At 37.5% G+C, this 16,975-nt stretch carries 16 protein-coding genes; 7 read left to right on the forward strand and 9 right to left on the reverse strand.

Annotated features, from left to right (window positions below; genetic code table 11):
- Positions 1-1,071, forward strand: a 1,071-nt coding sequence (gene pabB, locus KPC_RS09545) for an aminodeoxychorismate synthase component I (RefSeq protein WP_121974148.1), incomplete at its 5' end; no start/stop codon positions are given.
- Between the two features lie 10 nt (positions 1,072-1,081).
- On the opposite strand, the gene hisC is transcribed toward pabB, so the two are convergent.
- The 3 genes from hisC to KPC_RS09560 form a co-directional block, all read right to left on the reverse strand.
- The gene (gene hisC, locus KPC_RS09550; protein WP_121974149.1) at positions 1,082-2,170 is read right to left on the reverse strand and encodes a histidinol-phosphate transaminase; all 1,089 of its coding nucleotides are present in this window, start codon (positions 2,168-2,170) and stop codon (positions 1,082-1,084) included.
- A gap of 72 nt (positions 2,171-2,242) precedes the next feature.
- Complete coding sequence (hisD, locus tag KPC_RS09555) at positions 2,243-3,532, reverse strand: histidinol dehydrogenase (protein WP_121974150.1); 1,290 nt, start codon at positions 3,530-3,532, stop codon at positions 2,243-2,245.
- A 197-nt stretch (positions 3,533-3,729) separates the two neighbouring features.
- Positions 3,730-5,202, reverse strand: a complete 1,473-nt coding sequence (locus KPC_RS09560) for a patatin-like phospholipase family protein (RefSeq protein WP_121974151.1) — start codon at positions 5,200-5,202, stop codon at positions 3,730-3,732.
- Positions 5,203-5,683: 481 nt separating this feature from the next.
- Between KPC_RS09560 and KPC_RS09565 the strand changes: the two genes are divergently transcribed.
- Entirely contained in the window at positions 5,684-6,115 is a 432-nt protein-coding gene (locus KPC_RS09565; protein ID WP_121974152.1) for a carboxymuconolactone decarboxylase family protein, read from the forward strand.
- 34 nt (positions 6,116-6,149) lie between these two features.
- The gene (locus tag KPC_RS09570) at positions 6,150-7,052 is read left to right on the forward strand and encodes a sigma-70 family RNA polymerase sigma factor (RefSeq protein WP_121974153.1); all 903 of its coding nucleotides are present in this window, start codon (positions 6,150-6,152) and stop codon (positions 7,050-7,052) included.
- Here KPC_RS09570 and hisG read toward each other — a convergent pair.
- The 5 genes from hisG to KPC_RS09595 form a co-directional block, all read right to left on the reverse strand.
- Positions 7,043-7,732 carry an ATP phosphoribosyltransferase gene (gene hisG / locus KPC_RS09575; protein ID WP_121974154.1) on the reverse strand — a complete coding sequence of 230 codons (690 nt, stop codon included), beginning with the start codon at positions 7,730-7,732 and terminating at the stop codon, positions 7,043-7,045. The genes KPC_RS09570 and hisG overlap by 10 nt on opposite strands.
- A complete protein-coding gene (gene murA, locus KPC_RS09580) occupies positions 7,729-8,988 on the reverse strand; it encodes a UDP-N-acetylglucosamine 1-carboxyvinyltransferase (RefSeq protein ID WP_121974155.1) in 1,260 nt (419 codons plus the stop codon). The genes hisG and murA overlap by 4 nt, the downstream gene beginning before the upstream one ends.
- A 6-nt stretch (positions 8,989-8,994) precedes the next feature.
- A complete protein-coding gene (gene ibaG / locus KPC_RS09585) occupies positions 8,995-9,246 on the reverse strand; it encodes a BolA family iron metabolism protein IbaG (protein ID WP_121974156.1) in 252 nt (83 codons plus the stop codon).
- A 147-nt stretch (positions 9,247-9,393) separates the two neighbouring features.
- On the reverse strand, positions 9,394-9,726 hold the full coding sequence (gene hpf / locus KPC_RS09590) for a ribosome hibernation-promoting factor, HPF/YfiA family (protein WP_121974157.1): 333 nt from the start codon (positions 9,724-9,726) through the stop codon (positions 9,394-9,396).
- Between the two features lie 189 nt (positions 9,727-9,915).
- A complete protein-coding gene (locus KPC_RS09595) occupies positions 9,916-11,364 on the reverse strand; it encodes an RNA polymerase factor sigma-54 (protein ID WP_121974158.1) in 1,449 nt (482 codons plus the stop codon).
- Positions 11,365-12,029: 665 nt separating this feature from the next.
- Between KPC_RS09595 and KPC_RS09600 the strand changes: the two genes are divergently transcribed.
- From KPC_RS09600 to KPC_RS09615, 4 genes are all read left to right on the forward strand, one after another.
- Positions 12,030-12,929, forward strand: coding sequence for an amino acid ABC transporter substrate-binding protein (locus KPC_RS09600; protein ID WP_121974159.1), 900 nt, complete (start codon positions 12,030-12,032; stop codon positions 12,927-12,929).
- Positions 12,930-13,021: 92 nt separating this feature from the next.
- Positions 13,022-13,864, forward strand: a complete 843-nt coding sequence (locus tag KPC_RS09605; RefSeq protein WP_121974160.1) for an amino acid ABC transporter permease — start codon at positions 13,022-13,024, stop codon at positions 13,862-13,864.
- 2 nt (positions 13,865-13,866) lie between these two features.
- Entirely contained in the window at positions 13,867-14,544 is a 678-nt protein-coding gene (locus KPC_RS09610) for an amino acid ABC transporter permease (RefSeq protein WP_121974161.1), read from the forward strand.
- 13 nt (positions 14,545-14,557) lie between these two features.
- Positions 14,558-15,301 carry an amino acid ABC transporter ATP-binding protein gene (locus KPC_RS09615; protein WP_121974162.1) on the forward strand — a complete coding sequence of 248 codons (744 nt, stop codon included), beginning with the start codon at positions 14,558-14,560 and terminating at the stop codon, positions 15,299-15,301.
- Positions 15,302-15,500: 199 nt separating this feature from the next.
- On the opposite strand, the gene KPC_RS09620 is transcribed toward KPC_RS09615, so the two are convergent.
- Positions 15,501-16,862 (reverse strand): MFS transporter, encoded by a 1,362-nt coding sequence (locus KPC_RS09620; RefSeq protein ID WP_121974163.1) that lies wholly within the window; start codon positions 16,860-16,862, stop codon positions 15,501-15,503.
- Positions 16,863-16,975: the final 113 nt, after the last annotated feature.

Genomic DNA, 16,975 nt, shown 5'->3' on the forward strand with positions numbered 1-16,975 from the left:
GGAGGTTATATTGGTTTTATCAGTTATGATTATGCGGCTAGTCAGTTTATAGATTACTTAGAAAAACCCAAACAACCTCTATATTTTTTAGGCGAATATCAAAGCTTTTTAAAATTTGAAAATAACCAGGTTATCTTTTATAGTTCTGAGAAAAATGCACAATATCTCTATAATTTAATTTCAGATTTATTAAATAATGATGACAATAATAACCATCCAGATTTTAATATTTCAAAAGACTTCCAAAATCGCTGGACTAAGCAAGAATATTTATCCGCATTCAATCAGGTGCAGGAATACATTAAAGCTGGTGATTGTTATCAAATTAATCTCACTCAAGAATTTAAAACAAAATGCACTGGAAATTTAACCGATATATCACATGAATTATGGAATTTAACCAATGCTCCCTATGCCGGTTATCTAAATATAAACAACTTTGAATTACTCAGTTGTTCACCTGAGCTTTTTATTGAATTCAACGACAATAACAATATGATTACTCGCCCAATAAAAGGAACCATGCCTAGATATACTGATCCAACTCAAGATCAAATATCCAGAAAAAAGCTCCAAAACTCACAAAAAGATCAGGCTGAAAACTTGATGATCGTTGACCTGCTACGAAATGATTTAAGTATTTACGCAAAAACCGGGAGCGTGAAAACCCCAAAATTATTTGAAATCGAAAGTTTTAATCAGGTGCATCATATGGTCAGTGAAATCTCTGCCACCTTAAAAGATGATGTAAATCCTTTTGAGGTCTTACTTTCAGCTATGCCTGGAGGATCTATCACAGGTGCACCTAAAATTCGGGCTATGCAAATTATTGAGGAACTGGAAGGTGCTTCACGAGGTGCATACTGTGGTTCGCTTGGTTATTTTAACTATGATGGTACTGGTGTCTGGAATATCTTGATTCGCTCAATACAGAAATATCAGGATGAACTTTCTATTTGGGCTGGTGGCGGTATTACGATTGCATCTGAAGCAGAAGCAGAATACCAAGAATGTTTTGATAAAGTTTCCGCCATGCTGGATCTATTCAAAACATGGCAGAAATCTGAATAAATCTTAGTGCTTAAACTAAAATTTCATTTTTCAATGCATCTACAAAGCGTTGATTTTGCTCATCTGTACCTATGGTAATCCGTAAGAACCGGTTTATACGTGGTTTATTAAAGTAGCGCACAATAATGCCACGTTCACGTAATTCTTTTGCTAATTCGCCTGCATCTTTAGTAGGTAAGGAAGCAAAAATAAAATTGGCTTTTGATGGCAGAACATCAAAACCGATCTGCTCTAATTCAACAATCAACTTATCCCGACTAGCAATGACCTTATTGCATTGTTCAACAAAATAAACTTGATCTTCAAATGAAGCTACTGCTGCCGCTATGGCAAAACGGTCAATTGGATATGAGTTAAAGCTATTTTTTACCGCTTCAAGTGCTGCAATCAGGTGATCCTGAGCAATCGCAAAACCAACTCGCAGTCCAGCCAATGAACGAGACTTGGAAGTCGTCTGACAAACGACCAGATTTTCATACTTGCTCACCAAACTCACGGCAGATTCAGCACCAAAATCGACATACGCTTCATCAATTACAACAACCCTGTCTGGATTTGCCTTTAAAATCTCTTCAATTTGAGCAAGAGATAAAGCAATGCTGGTCGGTGCATTTGGATTTGCGATAATAATGCCGCCATTCACCTGCTTATAATCTTCAATGACAATTTCAAAATTCTCATTTAATGGAATTTCTTTGGTTTGCACATTAAAAAACTGGCTATAAACAGGATAGAAACTATAAGTAATATCAGGATATAAAACAGGTTCATTCTGCACAAAAAAAGCTTTAAAAATATGTGCAAGGACTTCATCAGAACCATTTCCAACAAAGACCTGGGATACTCCAACCCCCTGCTGTTTTGCTATTGCATGCTTCAATGCTGTTGCATCAGGATCAGGGTATAAGCGAAGCGCATCCGCAGAATTGGCAAGCACAGCCTGAACCGCAGCCACCACTTTTTCAGAAGGTGGATACGGGTTTTCATTGGTATTTAACTTAAGCAAGTTCTGAATTTTAGGCTGTTCACCAGGGACATAAGGCTCTAACTCACGTACGGCTGGACTCCAAAAACGCATTTGTTCTGTAGTAATGGTCATTTTAAATATCTCAAAAATTATGCATTGTTAAAAAAGGGCTGATCACTTCAGCCCTAGTTATATTTCAGAAGCTTACTGATAGCGATAGCGTGCCGAGCATGCATGGGCATCAAGATTTTCTTGCTGAGCCAGAATATCTGCTGTTTTTGCCAAAGATTTAACTCCTTGCTCGGAACACATGATCAAACTCGAACGTTTTTGAAAATCATAAACACCAAGTGGTGATGAAAAACGTGCAGTTCCAGAAGTCGGTAATACGTGGTTTGGTCCTGCACAATAATCACCAATTGCTTCTGGTGTATAGCGCCCCATAAAAATCGCACCTGCATGACGAATATCTTGTGACATTACTTCAGCTTCATCTAGGCATAGTTCCAGATGCTCAGGAGCAACCTGATTAATAAGATCTATTGCTTCTTGACGGTCTTTTACCAATACCAATGCCCCACGGTTTTGGATTGAAGTCCGTGCAATCTCAGCTTTTGGTAATGCTGCCAAGTGTTCTTCTATCGCCTGTTCCACTTCATTTAAAAGTTGTTCATCTGGCGTAATAAAAATGGCTTGTGCAACTGTGTCATGTTCTGCTTGAGATAAAACATCCATTGCTAACCATTTGGCATTATTTTGACCTTCTGCATAAACCAGAATCTCGGATGGTCCTGCAATCATATCGATTCCAACCTGACCGAATACTGCGCGTTTTGCCGCAGCAACAAAGCGGTTGCCTGGTCCCGTGATTTTATCTACTTGCGGAATGGTTTCTGTTCCATAGGCAAGTGCTGCCACAGCTTGCGCTCCACCTATGGTAAATACACGATGTACACCTGCCAGATAAGCTGCTGCTAAAACCAATGGATTTAGCTCACCATTTGGTGCTGGTACAACCATGATGATTTCACCTACACCAGCGACATGTGCAGGTACTGCATTCATGAGCACCGAAGATGGATAAGAGGCTAAACCACCAGGCACATAAATTCCCACACGATCCAATGGCGTAACTTTCTGACCCAGTGTATTTCCAAGTTCATCTACATATGTCCATCCATCTTGTTTTTGTGCCTGATGAAATGAACGGATACGATTCGCCGCAAGCTCGAGAGCTTCACGAACCTCTGTATTTAAACTTTCAAAAGCAGCTTTCAACTGTTGCTGAGTCAGTTCTAGATCTGAAAATTGATGCGCTGGATGTCGATCGAACTGTTGAGTGAGTTTAAGTACATGTGCATCACCATATTGGCGTACATCTGCAATAATTTGGTCTACGGTTTTTAAAAGCTCAGGATCACTCACTGTTTCAAAAGCCAGTAAATCAGCAAAGACTTGCTTGAAATTCTGCTCTTGAGTCGATAAACGGCGCATCTATTTACCCACAAAGATTATAGAAAGGAAAACTTTAGTTTACCTTGTTTCTCTGGTTTTGTGGGTAAGGATTCATTATGAAAATACAGAATATGATGGGAAAATACTTTTGATAAAATTGGACTTATCATATTTCTTTTCGTGAATCACTTAAAAACGGGTCAAACCATAGCAGAATTACACGTGCCTCTAAACACTCAAAGTGAGCACTGCTCTTTTCGTTGCATCTTGATTTTTTCACGATCTGAAAGTGTAATTCTTAACTTTTTCCGGATATTTTTATAGGCATTCCAATCAAAAGCCTCGACAAGCATAGTTTTTGCTGCTGTTTCAGCTGAATCTCCGGGATGATCGACATTCCCTACGATAAACTCGTAAGCAGCTTTAGCCCCCAATTCAAATAACGCCACTTTTTTTTCATCACTCATATTAAAATCTAGCCAGCTAAAGCTTTCTGACTCTTTCAATGAAGAGATCCTCTTTGACTGAAAAATGCTTTTTGCCTGATCTTTTTTTATACTAAATTTAGCCGAGGTATCGACATAGGCTATTAGCTTTTCATAATCAGCATTCTGGAGCAAAAAGCTATAATCTGCTGTATGTCTGGCAGTGTCAAACAATGCCCCCAAATAGCTGATAATATTATCAAGGTTTGCTGTCTTAGTTCGATCCACACCAAGTTTTACCCCGAAAGTCGGACATAGTGGAATGAATTCATGATGATGAAAAACATCAATTGGAAAATTCGAGACTACGCCGCCATCAACCAAACAAGCTTCCTCTGGCGGTGTACCACGAAACCCTGTCAAGGTTTCCCAATAATATTGCCTATCTCTTGGAATATTTTTGATTTTACAGGGTTCAAAAAACAGAGGAATAGACATAGAAGCACGTACATATTTTTTGGGATGAGTGTTCATAGGATTATCCCAAAATAAATACCCCATTTTTGGGAAAATAATCTTACTTTCAGTTTTAACTTCGGTCGCAATAATCGCAAGCTTATTCTTTTTAAATTCATGCTGAATCCGGTAATGATCAAATTCTTGATCTTCACGTTCAGCTATATCCCTAATCTTCAAAGGCCTGTTTTTCAACTTTGCTAATAATTGTTCAGTGTTCGATACCTGATGTTCATCAAGAGTTTGACCTAGCCATTGTTCAAAAGCATCTCCGGGGTTTAATCCCAATGTATTTTTATTAAATTTTCCCTGCAAATAAAGAGCGGCAGCTTTAGGAATCATAGTAACTAAATGAGCTTTATTATTCTGAAATTCTTGCACAAATTTTTTAACTAAAAAACCACCATCAACAAATGTTTCCAGCTCCATTTGCTCAAATATTTTTAATAATTGCTCACTTCTCAGTTCATGAGAATACCCAACTGATGCGAGTAACATGGCATTAATCGCACCTGCTGAAGTACCTGCGATATTTAGAAAGCGGATACCTGCTTGCTCAAGAACATAAGTATAGCCAATCAATGCAATGCCTAAAACACCCCCACCTTCCAATACCAGATCCACATATTGATGTTGCTGGTCATCAACAATGTCCGATATCGGAGTCTCAGTAATTTTTTGCTTAATCATTTGGATATAACCTGAATTTGGATTTTCAGGCTTACCATGAATCATTACATTGCTTTTGATTAGCTCGATCAAACTCATTCCACACTCTCACTAAGTGATTTATTTATTTAAGATTATTTATAATTAATTTTATATAGCCGACACATGTCATGTTTCATTTAGAATTAAAGCTTAAATTATTTTCCATCATTACAATATAAATAATTGTATCATTTTACTTATTTTATCCCCTCTATCCCTGAGACAAAAAACCTTAACTCAAGAATATTCATCAGATGTCCCCAACATCGTTACACTGATAACTCCATGATCAGTTTTATGTCATCAATCAAGACTTTTTACTGATCAAACTATCAGCTACCTGTAAAATATACTACTCTTTAAGCAGATTACATCAAACTACAGTTTATATAAAAAATTGTTTTAATTTAAATAGAAAAATAAAACTCAAAAACATCCAATTCCGATTTTTATAAAATTAACCCTTTAACTGTCACAAAAACACAGGCTCAATCGTCAAATTTATACATTAACTTTTTATTTAAATTTGGAGATCGAAATGCCAACATCAAATATTGACCCGAAAAGCAACTTACCCAGTGTTATCCAAAACCTATATCAGGTTCATGCCAGTCTGGATACACTTGCACTTTTAGAGTCCAAACTAACCCATCTAATCTTGCTTAGAGTCTCTCAAATCAATGCCTGCGCATTCTGTGTCAAAATGCATTTAGCTGAAGCAAGAGCAGATAATGAAACTCAGGAAAGACTTGATCGCCTAGTCGTCTGGCGGCACAGTGCTGATTACACAGATCAGGAAAAGGCTGCGTTTGAATGGGCAGAGTCACTTACAACACTTCAAGATAAAACCGACTATGCAATATTGCGTCAAAACCTATTAAGACATTTCAATGAACAACAAATTTCTGCTTTAACTGTTCTTATCAGCATGATTAATTTATGGAACAGAATTCAAATTTCTCAATATTAATTTTACATATCAATTTAGATGGATCCATAACATCATGACTTCCAGAGATGTTGAAATTTTTCAAGAACACCGGGCATTTTTGCTCGGTCTCGCCTATCGTATTTTAGGAAGTAAAAGTGATGCCGAAGATGTACTACAGGATATTTTTATAAAATGGTATCAACAACCCAAATCTGATATTGTCACACCAAAAGCCTGGCTAACTACAATTTGTACTCGACAAAGTATCGATCTGTTGCGATCTGCGTATAAATCCCGTACTGAATATATCGGGACATGGTTACCAGAACCATATCATGCAGAAGATGATATGTGCATTGAATCTGATTTTACCCTATCAACAATGTTCTTGCTGTTGCTAGAAAAACTCTCTGCCAAAGAGCGGGCTGCTTATTTATTACATGATATTTTCGATTATGATTATTCGGAGTTATCTAAAATTTTAGAGGAAAATCAAAACTATTGTCGTAAATTAATTTCACGGGCTAGAGAAAAAGTGGTATTTGAGCATGATCTAAGCTTTACTCCACCCACTCCACAACAGATCAAAATACTTCATATATTTCAACATGCAGTTCAATCAGGTAATCCAGAACAATTAACTGCCCTGCTTACCCAAGATGTGCACTTATTTGCAGATGGTGGCGGGAAAGTATCTGCTATTTCCAAACCTCTCTTATCAATCGAACAAGTTACCCAGTTTTTCGAAAAACTGTTATTTCAGGCATGGCACGCCTTTCAATGGAAACTACAGCGGATTAATGGAAATATTGGCTTTGATTTCTTCGATGCACATGGAAAGTGTATTATGGTCGTGACATTTGGTTTTAGTGCAAATCAATTGATTCAGAACATTTATATACAACGCAATCCTGACAAAATAAAAGGGCAACACCAGGTTGCCCTTTATAAAAACCGTCAAAATAATTATTTTTGACGCTCACTCACAGCTTTTTCAAGCTGGGCAATAATTGGATTTAACAAAGCCTGTTTTCGTTTAAAGCTGGCTTTGTTAACAATCAAACGTGAAGATACTTTGCAAATTTCTTCCAATGGTTCTAAACCATTAGCGCGCAATGTATTCCCGGTGTCGACAACGTCAACAATATAATCACCAAGCCCTACAAGTGGTGCAAGCTCCATTGAACCATAGAGTTTAATCACATCGACCTGCTCACCTAAACTTGCATAATACTGACGTGTTAAATTGACGTATTTGGTGGCGATTTTTAAACGACCGTTAGGTCGAACCATACCAACCTTTCCAGCTGTCATCAGCTTACAGTTTGCGATTTTCAGGTCAAGAGGTTCATAAACGTTTTGCGCACCATGTTCCATAAGAACATCTTTACCAGCAACACCAAGATCAGCAGCACCATTTTCAACATAAGTTGGCACATCTGAAGCACGTAAAATCAGGATACGTACTTGTTTATGTGTTGTTGGGAAAATCAGCTTACGAGACTTATCTGGATCTTCAAGTAAGTTAATGCCAGCGGTTTCGAGCAAAGGCAAAGTTTCTTTTAAGATACGCCCCTTACTTAATGCCAAAGTTAAACCATGATCAAAATTACCCATTACATCGAAATTTGGATCATCGTTTCTTAAGTCATTCATTCTCTTACTCGCTTAATTTGGGCACCTAAACCTTGTAACTTTGCTTCAATATTTTCATAACCACGGTCAATATGATAAATCCGGTCAATCAATGTCTCACCTTCCGCAGCGAGTGCCGCCAAAACAAGTGAGAATGAAGCACGTAAATCTGTTGCCATCACTGGAGCCGCTGATAATTTTTCAACTCCAGTAACTACAGCATCATTACCTTCTACCTGAATGTTAGCCCCCATACGTGACAACTCAGGTACATGCATGAAACGGTTTTCAAAAATCGTTTCAGAAATTGTTGCAAAACCTCGGCCTATAGCATTTACAGCCATGATCTGCGCTTGCATATCTGTAGGAAAATCTGGATGAGGCAAAGTACGGAAACTGACTGCTTTAGGGCGTTTACCCATCATGTCCAGTTCAATCCAGTCATCACCACGGGTCACTTCTGCACCCATTTCCTCAAACTTATCCAGAACTGATTCAAGCAAATTTGGATCAGTATGTGTGGTTTTAACCCGACCACCAGTAATCGCTGCCGCAGCTAAATATGAACCTGTTTCGATACGGTCTGCAACAACTGCATATTCACAGCCATGCAAACTTTCGACACCTGTTACAATCAGTGTATCAGTATCCAGACCCTCAATTTTTGCACCCATCTTAATCAACATTTGTGCAAGATCTGTGATCTCTGGTTCACGTGCTGCATTACGGATAGTCGTTACGCCATCAGCCAGTACGGCAGCCGTTAAAATATTTTCTGTACCACCCACTGTGACCATATCAAAAACGACTTCGCCACCTTTTAGACGACCATCAACTCTGGCATGCACATAACCTGCTTCGACCTCAATTTGTGCACCTAAAGCTTCTAAAGCTTTTAAATGCTGATCGACAGGGCGTGAACCAATAGCACAACCACCAGGAAGCGACACTTTTGCACTACCATAGCGCGCAAGCAATGGGCCCAGCACCAAAATAGATGCACGCATGGTTTTTACCAGCTCATATGGTGCGAATTGATTGTCCAATGTCGAAGTATCGGCAATAACCGTATCACCTTCGTAGCTAATCTTTACACCCAAGCCAGCGATCAGTTTTACCAATGTGTTTACATCTTTTAAATTTGGAACATTAGTTAATGTAATCGGCGTATCTGCCAAAATCATGGCAGCAAGTAAAGGTAATGCAGCGTTTTTAGCACCTGAAATGCGCACTTCGCCTTCAAGTTTAACGCCACCTGTAATTAAAAATTTATCCATTAATGATTAAGCTCCGAACAAACTTGCTTTACGCCATTCTTCTTTAGTCATTGCGCGGATGGTTACGGCATGGACTTCCCCACTGGCAATATATGAGTTTAAAGGAGCATAGACTGATTGTTGACGTGCTACTGTTCTTTTACCTTCAAATTGATCATCTACGATTCTGAGGTCAAATTTACCTGCTTGTCCGCTCACAGCGACTTCAGCTTCAGGGAAAGCTGCTTTTAGTATTTCGGTGAGCTGTTCACTATTCATTGCAAAGACCTCTCATAGGACCGACAGTGTAAAAACTCGCTATTTTACTATAACTCTCTAAAATAATTCATCCATTAGAAGAATTTTTACAGATAAAAAAAGAGGTATATTTCAACCTCTTTTTAATAATCAAGTAAAATGAAGCAATTATATCGTTATGACCTGATATTCACTTTGCATTTTTCGATGTCGATGTAACTGTCTTTTTAATTTTTCTGTTAATTTTTTAATGGATGTATACATATCATCAGCAGTAGCCTGAGCAAATAGCTCGATTCCGGGTAACCGTACAATAGCTTCTGCAATATGGTTACCACTTCCTTTTTTTGAGATTTTATCAATTTGATGATCTTTGCTGAGCTTCACTTGCATGCTATTCACCTGATCCAGATGTTTAGTCATATCAGCAAATTTTGAACGGATTGTTTCTTCTATAGCAGGGGTAATACTTAAATGATGCCCACGAATCGTTATTTGCATAATCTTATCCCTCTCCTGTATTAGGAAATTGAAAAGCTTAGCCAAAATAATCGCATGACATATCTTTAATTTATAAAGACTTAGGGTAATAAAAATATATCATTTAACCATTTTAGCCAATCCATAAAAAATAAAAAAAGATTCATTATTTTGCAATAATGAATCTTTAGAATAGGCAGATTTTAAAAATTAGATCAAGACTTTTCTCTCAGAAGATGAGGGAATATGTAACGATTCACGATACTTTGCAACAGTCCTTCTCGCGACATCTATACCATCCTCTTTGAGCATATTGGCGATTACATTATCAGACAAAGGTTTACGAGGATTTTCTGCTGCAATCAACTTTTTAATCATGGCACGAATTGCAGTTGAAGATGCCTCACCACCTGTTGTCGTCCCGACATGACTGGAAAAGAAATATTTCAACTCAAATAACCCTCGTGGGGTTAACAGATATTTATTTGTCGTTACCCGAGAAACAGTTGATTCATGTAATTCAACCTCTTCTGCAACATCCCTGAGCACCAAAGGTTTCATCCCTTCTGCACCAATCTCTAAAAACTCTCTTTGATGTCTGATAATACAGCTAGCAACTTTCAATAAAGTTTTATGACGCTCATCAACGCTTTTAATAAAGTTTTTAGCTTCTAGCATTTGATTTCGTAAATACTGGTTTTCATCACTCCCATCAGCTCTACGAATCATATTTGAATAAAAAGAATTAATCCTTAATTTTGGCATGACATCAGGATTTAACTGCACATGCCATGCTCCATGTTTCTTGGAGACAACCACATCAGGAATCTGATAATCAGAATCTTTATCCTCAAATTCCAGTCCTGGATAAGGTTTTAAAGTCTTGAGCAAATTAATAGCTGTTTTCAACTGCTCCATACTCAAACCAGTTTGTTTAATAAGTTTATTTAAATCATTTGATACCAAGAGTTCATAATGCTTTAACAACATTAAAGCTTCTTTTTTATATAGTGTTTGGTTTGGTAATGCATCCAATTGAACAAACAGACATTCAGCAAGATTTCTCGCCCCCATTCCCAGTGGTTCGAGACGTTGAATATGCTTTAAAACAACCAGAACTTCTTCTGCTTCAACTTCTATCTCATAATCCATTTCATTTAAGAGATGTTGTACAGATTCCACAATCTCTTCAACTGAAGCATCCAAGAACCCTTTTTCATCTAATGCATCAACGATGCAATAAGCAATAAGCTTGTCTACAGGTGAAAAATGTAGAAGATTGATCTGTCCAAGCATATGTTCTTTTAGACTAGTCTGACTTTGACGGTTATCCTCTCGCTCTTCAAACTCTGGACGCTCTAAAGCAGTTGATTGATGGGTATAAACATCATCCCATTCAGTATCTACAGGCAAATCATCAGGTAAATGGTCGGCATTTAATTCATTGGTTAAGTCTTTTGCTTCTTGTTCCCGGGTTAATGTTTCGAGACTTGTTGAAGAATCTTCCTCTACTTTTTCAAGCAAAGGATTACTTTCAAGTTGCTCCTGAATTTCTTGTTCAAGTTCTAAACTAGACAATTGTAGCAATCGAATGGCCTGTTGCAGTTGCGGTGTCAAAGACAGAGTATTTGCAACTTTTAATCCAACCGATAACTTCATAACCCCATTCATCCTTATATCTGAAACGTAACCAACTTCAACATGACTACATACTAAGCAAAAATTATGCCTAATTATTGTTATAGCACAGCATTAGCCAGGAGAATAGTATTTTTTAACCCTATTCTCTTCAAGAATGAAACTGGTTTTTTATTAATTAGTTTATTTTAAAAAAATCTTGTCATGAGAATCTAAATCCTTTTCAAACATATTCAAATTAATTAGCAATTATTATGCCGAAGCTATTTTTTGATTTATAAATCTGATATTCTAATTTTTTATAAAAAATAAAAACTACATTCAAAAAATAAATATTATTGATTTTCAAATGTTTCTATATCTTAAATTTATATTTAAACTTCATTCATTTAGCTTGTTTTATAAAAAAGGACTCTATAAAAGCTTCAATAAAATATTAAGAATTTCTTAAGATATTTCACATTATCATCTGAAACTTTATTGCCCGGATTAATAACTAAAATCTTATAATTTATTTTGTATAAAAACTTTACTTATTAATCTCAACAGTATATTTATATATCTATAAATTGTATGAAGGATCATACCATTCATAAACGTGGAACACTGACACACTAAAGCATTAGAGTAATAACCCGAGCTAAATAACTGGAATGTCAGACAATAACTTAAACGGAGTCAACACAATGAAGAAATTATCAACCAAAGTACTTACCGCTGCACTAGGTGTTTTACTTGCTGGTGGAACATTTACCCAAGTTCAGGCAGCAGATACCCTGGCAAAAATCAAAAAGACAGGGAAAGTCATTATTGGTTATCGAGAATCTTCAGATCCAATCTCCTATGTCGTTGCAGGAAAACCGATGGGGTATGCTGTCGATATCTGTAACAACTTCGCGAATGAACTGAAAAAAGACTTGAAATTGCCAAATTTAAAAGTCGAGTATAAAGCAGTAACTTCTTCAACCCGTATTCCAGAAATGTTAGCGGGTAACATTGATATGGAATGTGGTACCACAACCAATTCTCTTCAACGCCAGCAACAAGTCAGTTTTTCAACCAATTATTATGCAACTGAAGTGCGAATGGCAGTTAAAGCCAATTCACCCATTAAAAGCCTAGCGGATTTAAATGGAAAAGCAGTGGTTACAACTCAAGGAACAACCTCTGATAAATACATTAAAATGGGGGCAAGAGGTCAAAAAGTTAATGTAAACAATGTTTATGGTAAAGATCACTCTGACTCTTTTGCAATGATGGCTTCAGGCCGTGCAGCAGCATTTGTTATGGATGACAATATTCTCGCAGGTTTGATTGCAAAGTCTTCAAACCCGAAAGACTTTAAAATTGTAGGTCCAGTTCTTTCTTCTGAACCATATGGCATTATGATCCCTAAAGGTGATGCTGCATACAAAGCGATTGCTGATCGTGTAGTCACAACGATGTGGAAAAATGGGCAAATGGCCGGCCTCTACAAAAAATGGTTCCAATCTCCAATTCCACCCAAAAATATCAACATGAACATGCCGATGAGTTCTTCATATCTTAAACTCAAGGCTAGTCCAAATGATGCAGGCATCAAATAAAACAATCTGACAGGTCGACTGCTTACTGATCAAGATATGCATTGTCTTGATCAGTAAATCTTATAAAAAACAGAAAATTTCAAGGAGCGCACATGTCAGTTGGCTCACTTAACTGGACATCATTTTGCATGCCCTCCAATGAATATGGCATGGATAAAGCTGCATGGGCTGAATCTGTTTGTCATGCCATTGGCGGAGTGAATTATTCTCCTGTCGCAGATGCCCCAACATGGTTACAATTGCTCGGCAATGGTGTGTGGACCATGATCTGGACATCACTATTTGCATTCATTGTTGCCTTTGCTTTAGGTTCAATCATCGGCATCATGAGAACGCTACCCAATAAAGCACTATCATTTATTGGAACCTGCTATGTAGAGCTTTTCCGGAATATCCCGCTCATTGTCCAACTCTTTTTCTGGGCCTTTGTTTTCCCTGAGTTTTTACCATTAAGTTTGAGCTCAGGTAGTGGTGAAATGGTTCATGGTGGATGGTGGCAAAACATACTCAATAACAATCCTGCCGCTATAGGGGTCTTTGCTTTAGGTTTATATACTGCTGCGCGGATTGCTGAACAAATTCGGGCTGGGATCAATACAGTTTCACAAGGTCAAAAAAATGCAGCTTTTGCTATTGGCTTTACTCAAAGTCAAAGCTACCGCTACGTTATCTTACCTGTAGCCTACCGTATCGTATGGCCAACCTTAACCTCCGAAGCAATGAATGTATTTAAAAACTCTGCTGTGTTATATGCATTAAGCATTTTAAACTTCTTTGCTTACACCAAAACCATGCGTGAAGAAACATCACAGGACATCGTGATTCTGATTTTATCAACGCCGGTTTATCTCATTATCACCTATTGCATTAAATTCTTTATGGCATGGGTGGAAAAACGCATGGCTGTCCCTGGTCTAGGCTCAGGAGGTAAATAATCATGGATTTTAGTATATTACATGATCACAACGTAGTTGTTACCTTAGCACAGGGCTTCAAGTTCACCGTTACTGTCACTATTTTATCCGTGATCGGCGGAATATTGTTAGGCACTCCACTTGCAATGATGCGCCTATCAAACAACAAGCTTGCTAGTGGCTTTGCCAAATTTTATGTTGATTTCTTTCGGGGTGTGCCACTCATTCAGGTCATTTTCATTTTCTATTTTTTATTACCAAAATTTTTCGAATTTCAGTCTGATACATATTATGGACCATTATTTTCCAGTATCGTGACCTTTGCCATTTTTGAAGCTGCATTCTTCTCTGAAATTGTACGTTCAGGAATTCAATCCGTATCCAGAGGACAAGTAAATGCAGGCTATGCTCTCGGCTTTACTTACGGACAAACCATGTCAAATGTCGTATTACCGCAAGCATTTAGAAACATGTTACCTGTCCTGTTAACCCAATCCATTGTACTTTTTCAAGACGTATCACTGGTTTATGTCATTAGTGCCCCAGACTTCCTTGGTAATGCCAATACATTGGCAAATACTTACGGAGCTGAAACCAAAGCAACATTCTATCTTGTTGTTGCTGTGATCTACTTCGTGATTTCTTTCACACTTTCACGTTTAGTCAAACGTTTACATCAAAAAATAGCAATAATTCGATAAAGGGAGAATCAAAATGCCAATGATTGAAATACAACATATCTCAAAATGGTATGGAGATTTTCAGGTCTTAACAGACTGCACAACTTCGATTAATAAGGGAGAGGTTGTGGTTGTTTGTGGACCATCGGGTTCAGGTAAATCGACACTCATCAAAACAGTCAATGCACTTGAACCATTTCAGGAAGGAAATATTATTGTTGATGGTACTTCATTAAAAGATCCTAAAACAGATCTTGCAAAATTCAGATCCCGTGTCGGCATGGTGTTTCAACACTTTGAACTCTTCCCTCATATGACTGTTTTAGATAATTTGATGATTGGTCAGATTAAAGTTCTAAAACGTTCAAAAGATGAAGCTAGAAAAAAAGCCTTGCAGTATCTTGAGCGTGTTGGATTAAGCGCTCATAAAGACAAATTCCCTGGACAGCTTTCGGGCGGTCAACAACAGCGTGTAGCAATAGCGCGTGGTCTATGTATGGATCCAGTTTGTATGTTGTTTGATGAGCCTACATCTGCTCTTGATCCAGAAATGGTTGGAGAAGTTCTTGAAGTAATGAGTACATTAGCCAAAGAAGGCATGACCATGATGTGCGTAACTCATGAGATGGGTTTTGCTCGCAAAGTTGCTGACCGTGTAATTTTTATGGATCAAGGAAAAATTTTGGAAGATTGTTCTACACAGGACTTTTTCGAAAATCTTGAAGAACGACATGAACGTACTAAATTTTTCTTAGAAAAAATCTCGATGGTACATTGATTTTAGACATTAATAAAAAAACTCCTGCATTCATACATACAGGAGTTTTTTATTTGTTCTGTAAAAGTTAAGCACAAGAACATAATTATGACACTCTTAAAAAAAACTTTTTTAAATACTCACTCAAACTCTTAATCAACATAAAAACCCCCAGTATATTCTATTGAGGATTTTTATTTCGGCCCATAATTATTCAATATCAAATCACATCGTATGACTTCTTCTTGGAATTTATAGCCAACTGAGAAGGTTCACTAGCAACATGGGGTTCTCGGATAAGTACGACAGCTATAGCTGCAATGATTGCAGGAATGGCAACGGCAATAAAATTCATTTTATGCGGCAAATCCATACCCAACAAAAAGCCAATTACAATTGGTCCAACTATCGCACCAACACGACCAATACCTGATGCCCAACCCAACCCTGTTGAACGCACTGCTAATGGATAATATTGAGCAACATAACTATAAAGCAAAATACTACAACCAATTGATGCTGCCCCTGCTAAAGCGACAAGTAAATAAATGACTGGTTGTGGAGAATTAAAGCCCAAACCAACCAAAGCCAACGCGCCTATAATCAACATACTAATAATGACAGGCTTTAAATGAAATCTGTCAGCCAAGATTCCACCACCAGCAGTACCAATGACAGCACCGATATTTAATGACATGAGGAACATAAGGCTACTTCCCATCGAATATCCTGCAGCCATCATAAGTTTTGGTAACCAGCTACCTAGTGCATAAACCATTAATAAACACATAAAAAAGCAAACCCAAAACAAAACGGTACCCATACCACGTCCTTGCTGAAAAAGTGCAGCAACAGATGCATCAGGAACCCTAACCTCATCTAAAACAAGTTGAGTATTAGAGGTTACTTTTTCTTCTGGAACTAAGTGTTGAATGATAGTCTGAGCTTTACCTACCTGTTGTGCTTTAACCAGAAATGTCAAAGATTCAGGTAAAAATTTCCATAAAATAGGGATAAATAATAGTGGGATACCTGCTATAAAAAACATGATTTTCCAACCAAAACCTGGTGTCAACCATGCCCCCAACAATGCAGCCATAATTCCACCCATTGCATAGCCACTAAACATAGCTGTTACTAAAGTACTACGCAATTTTTGTGGTGCATATTCAGAAGTTAGGGCAACTAGATTAGGCAGCACTCCCCCGATACCAAGACCTGCGATAAAACGCAAAGCACCAAACTCTGTAGGATTAGTTGCGAATCCGCCTAAAAATGTAAAACCGCTAAATAAAGTCACGCAAATTAGAATCACTTTTTTACGACCAATCTTATCAGCCAACATTCCAAAAAGCATTGCACCAAACATCATGCCCGCTAATGCTGTACTTGCTAACATACCAGCTTGTACTGCACTCATTCCCCACTCCTTCATCAAAAGGGGCAATGCAACACCATTAATTGCCAAATCATAGCCATCAAATAACACAACAAATAAGCACCACAATACAACTGTTAAATGAAAAGGTCTGAATTTAGCATTATTAACTACAGCATTTACATTCATTGTTTTCGCTGTCATTTATACCCACCTCCAATTGTGAGTTTTTTTGAATTCCAGCTGTAAAAAATGAATCATAGTTCATTTTTTGTCTACAACCTTATAGGTATAAAAATATGCAATAAAGATATAAA

Origin of the sequence: Acinetobacter stercoris, from assembly GCF_900323515.1 — a bacterium.
Taxonomy (GTDB): Bacteria; Pseudomonadota; Gammaproteobacteria; order Pseudomonadales; family Moraxellaceae; genus Acinetobacter; species Acinetobacter stercoris.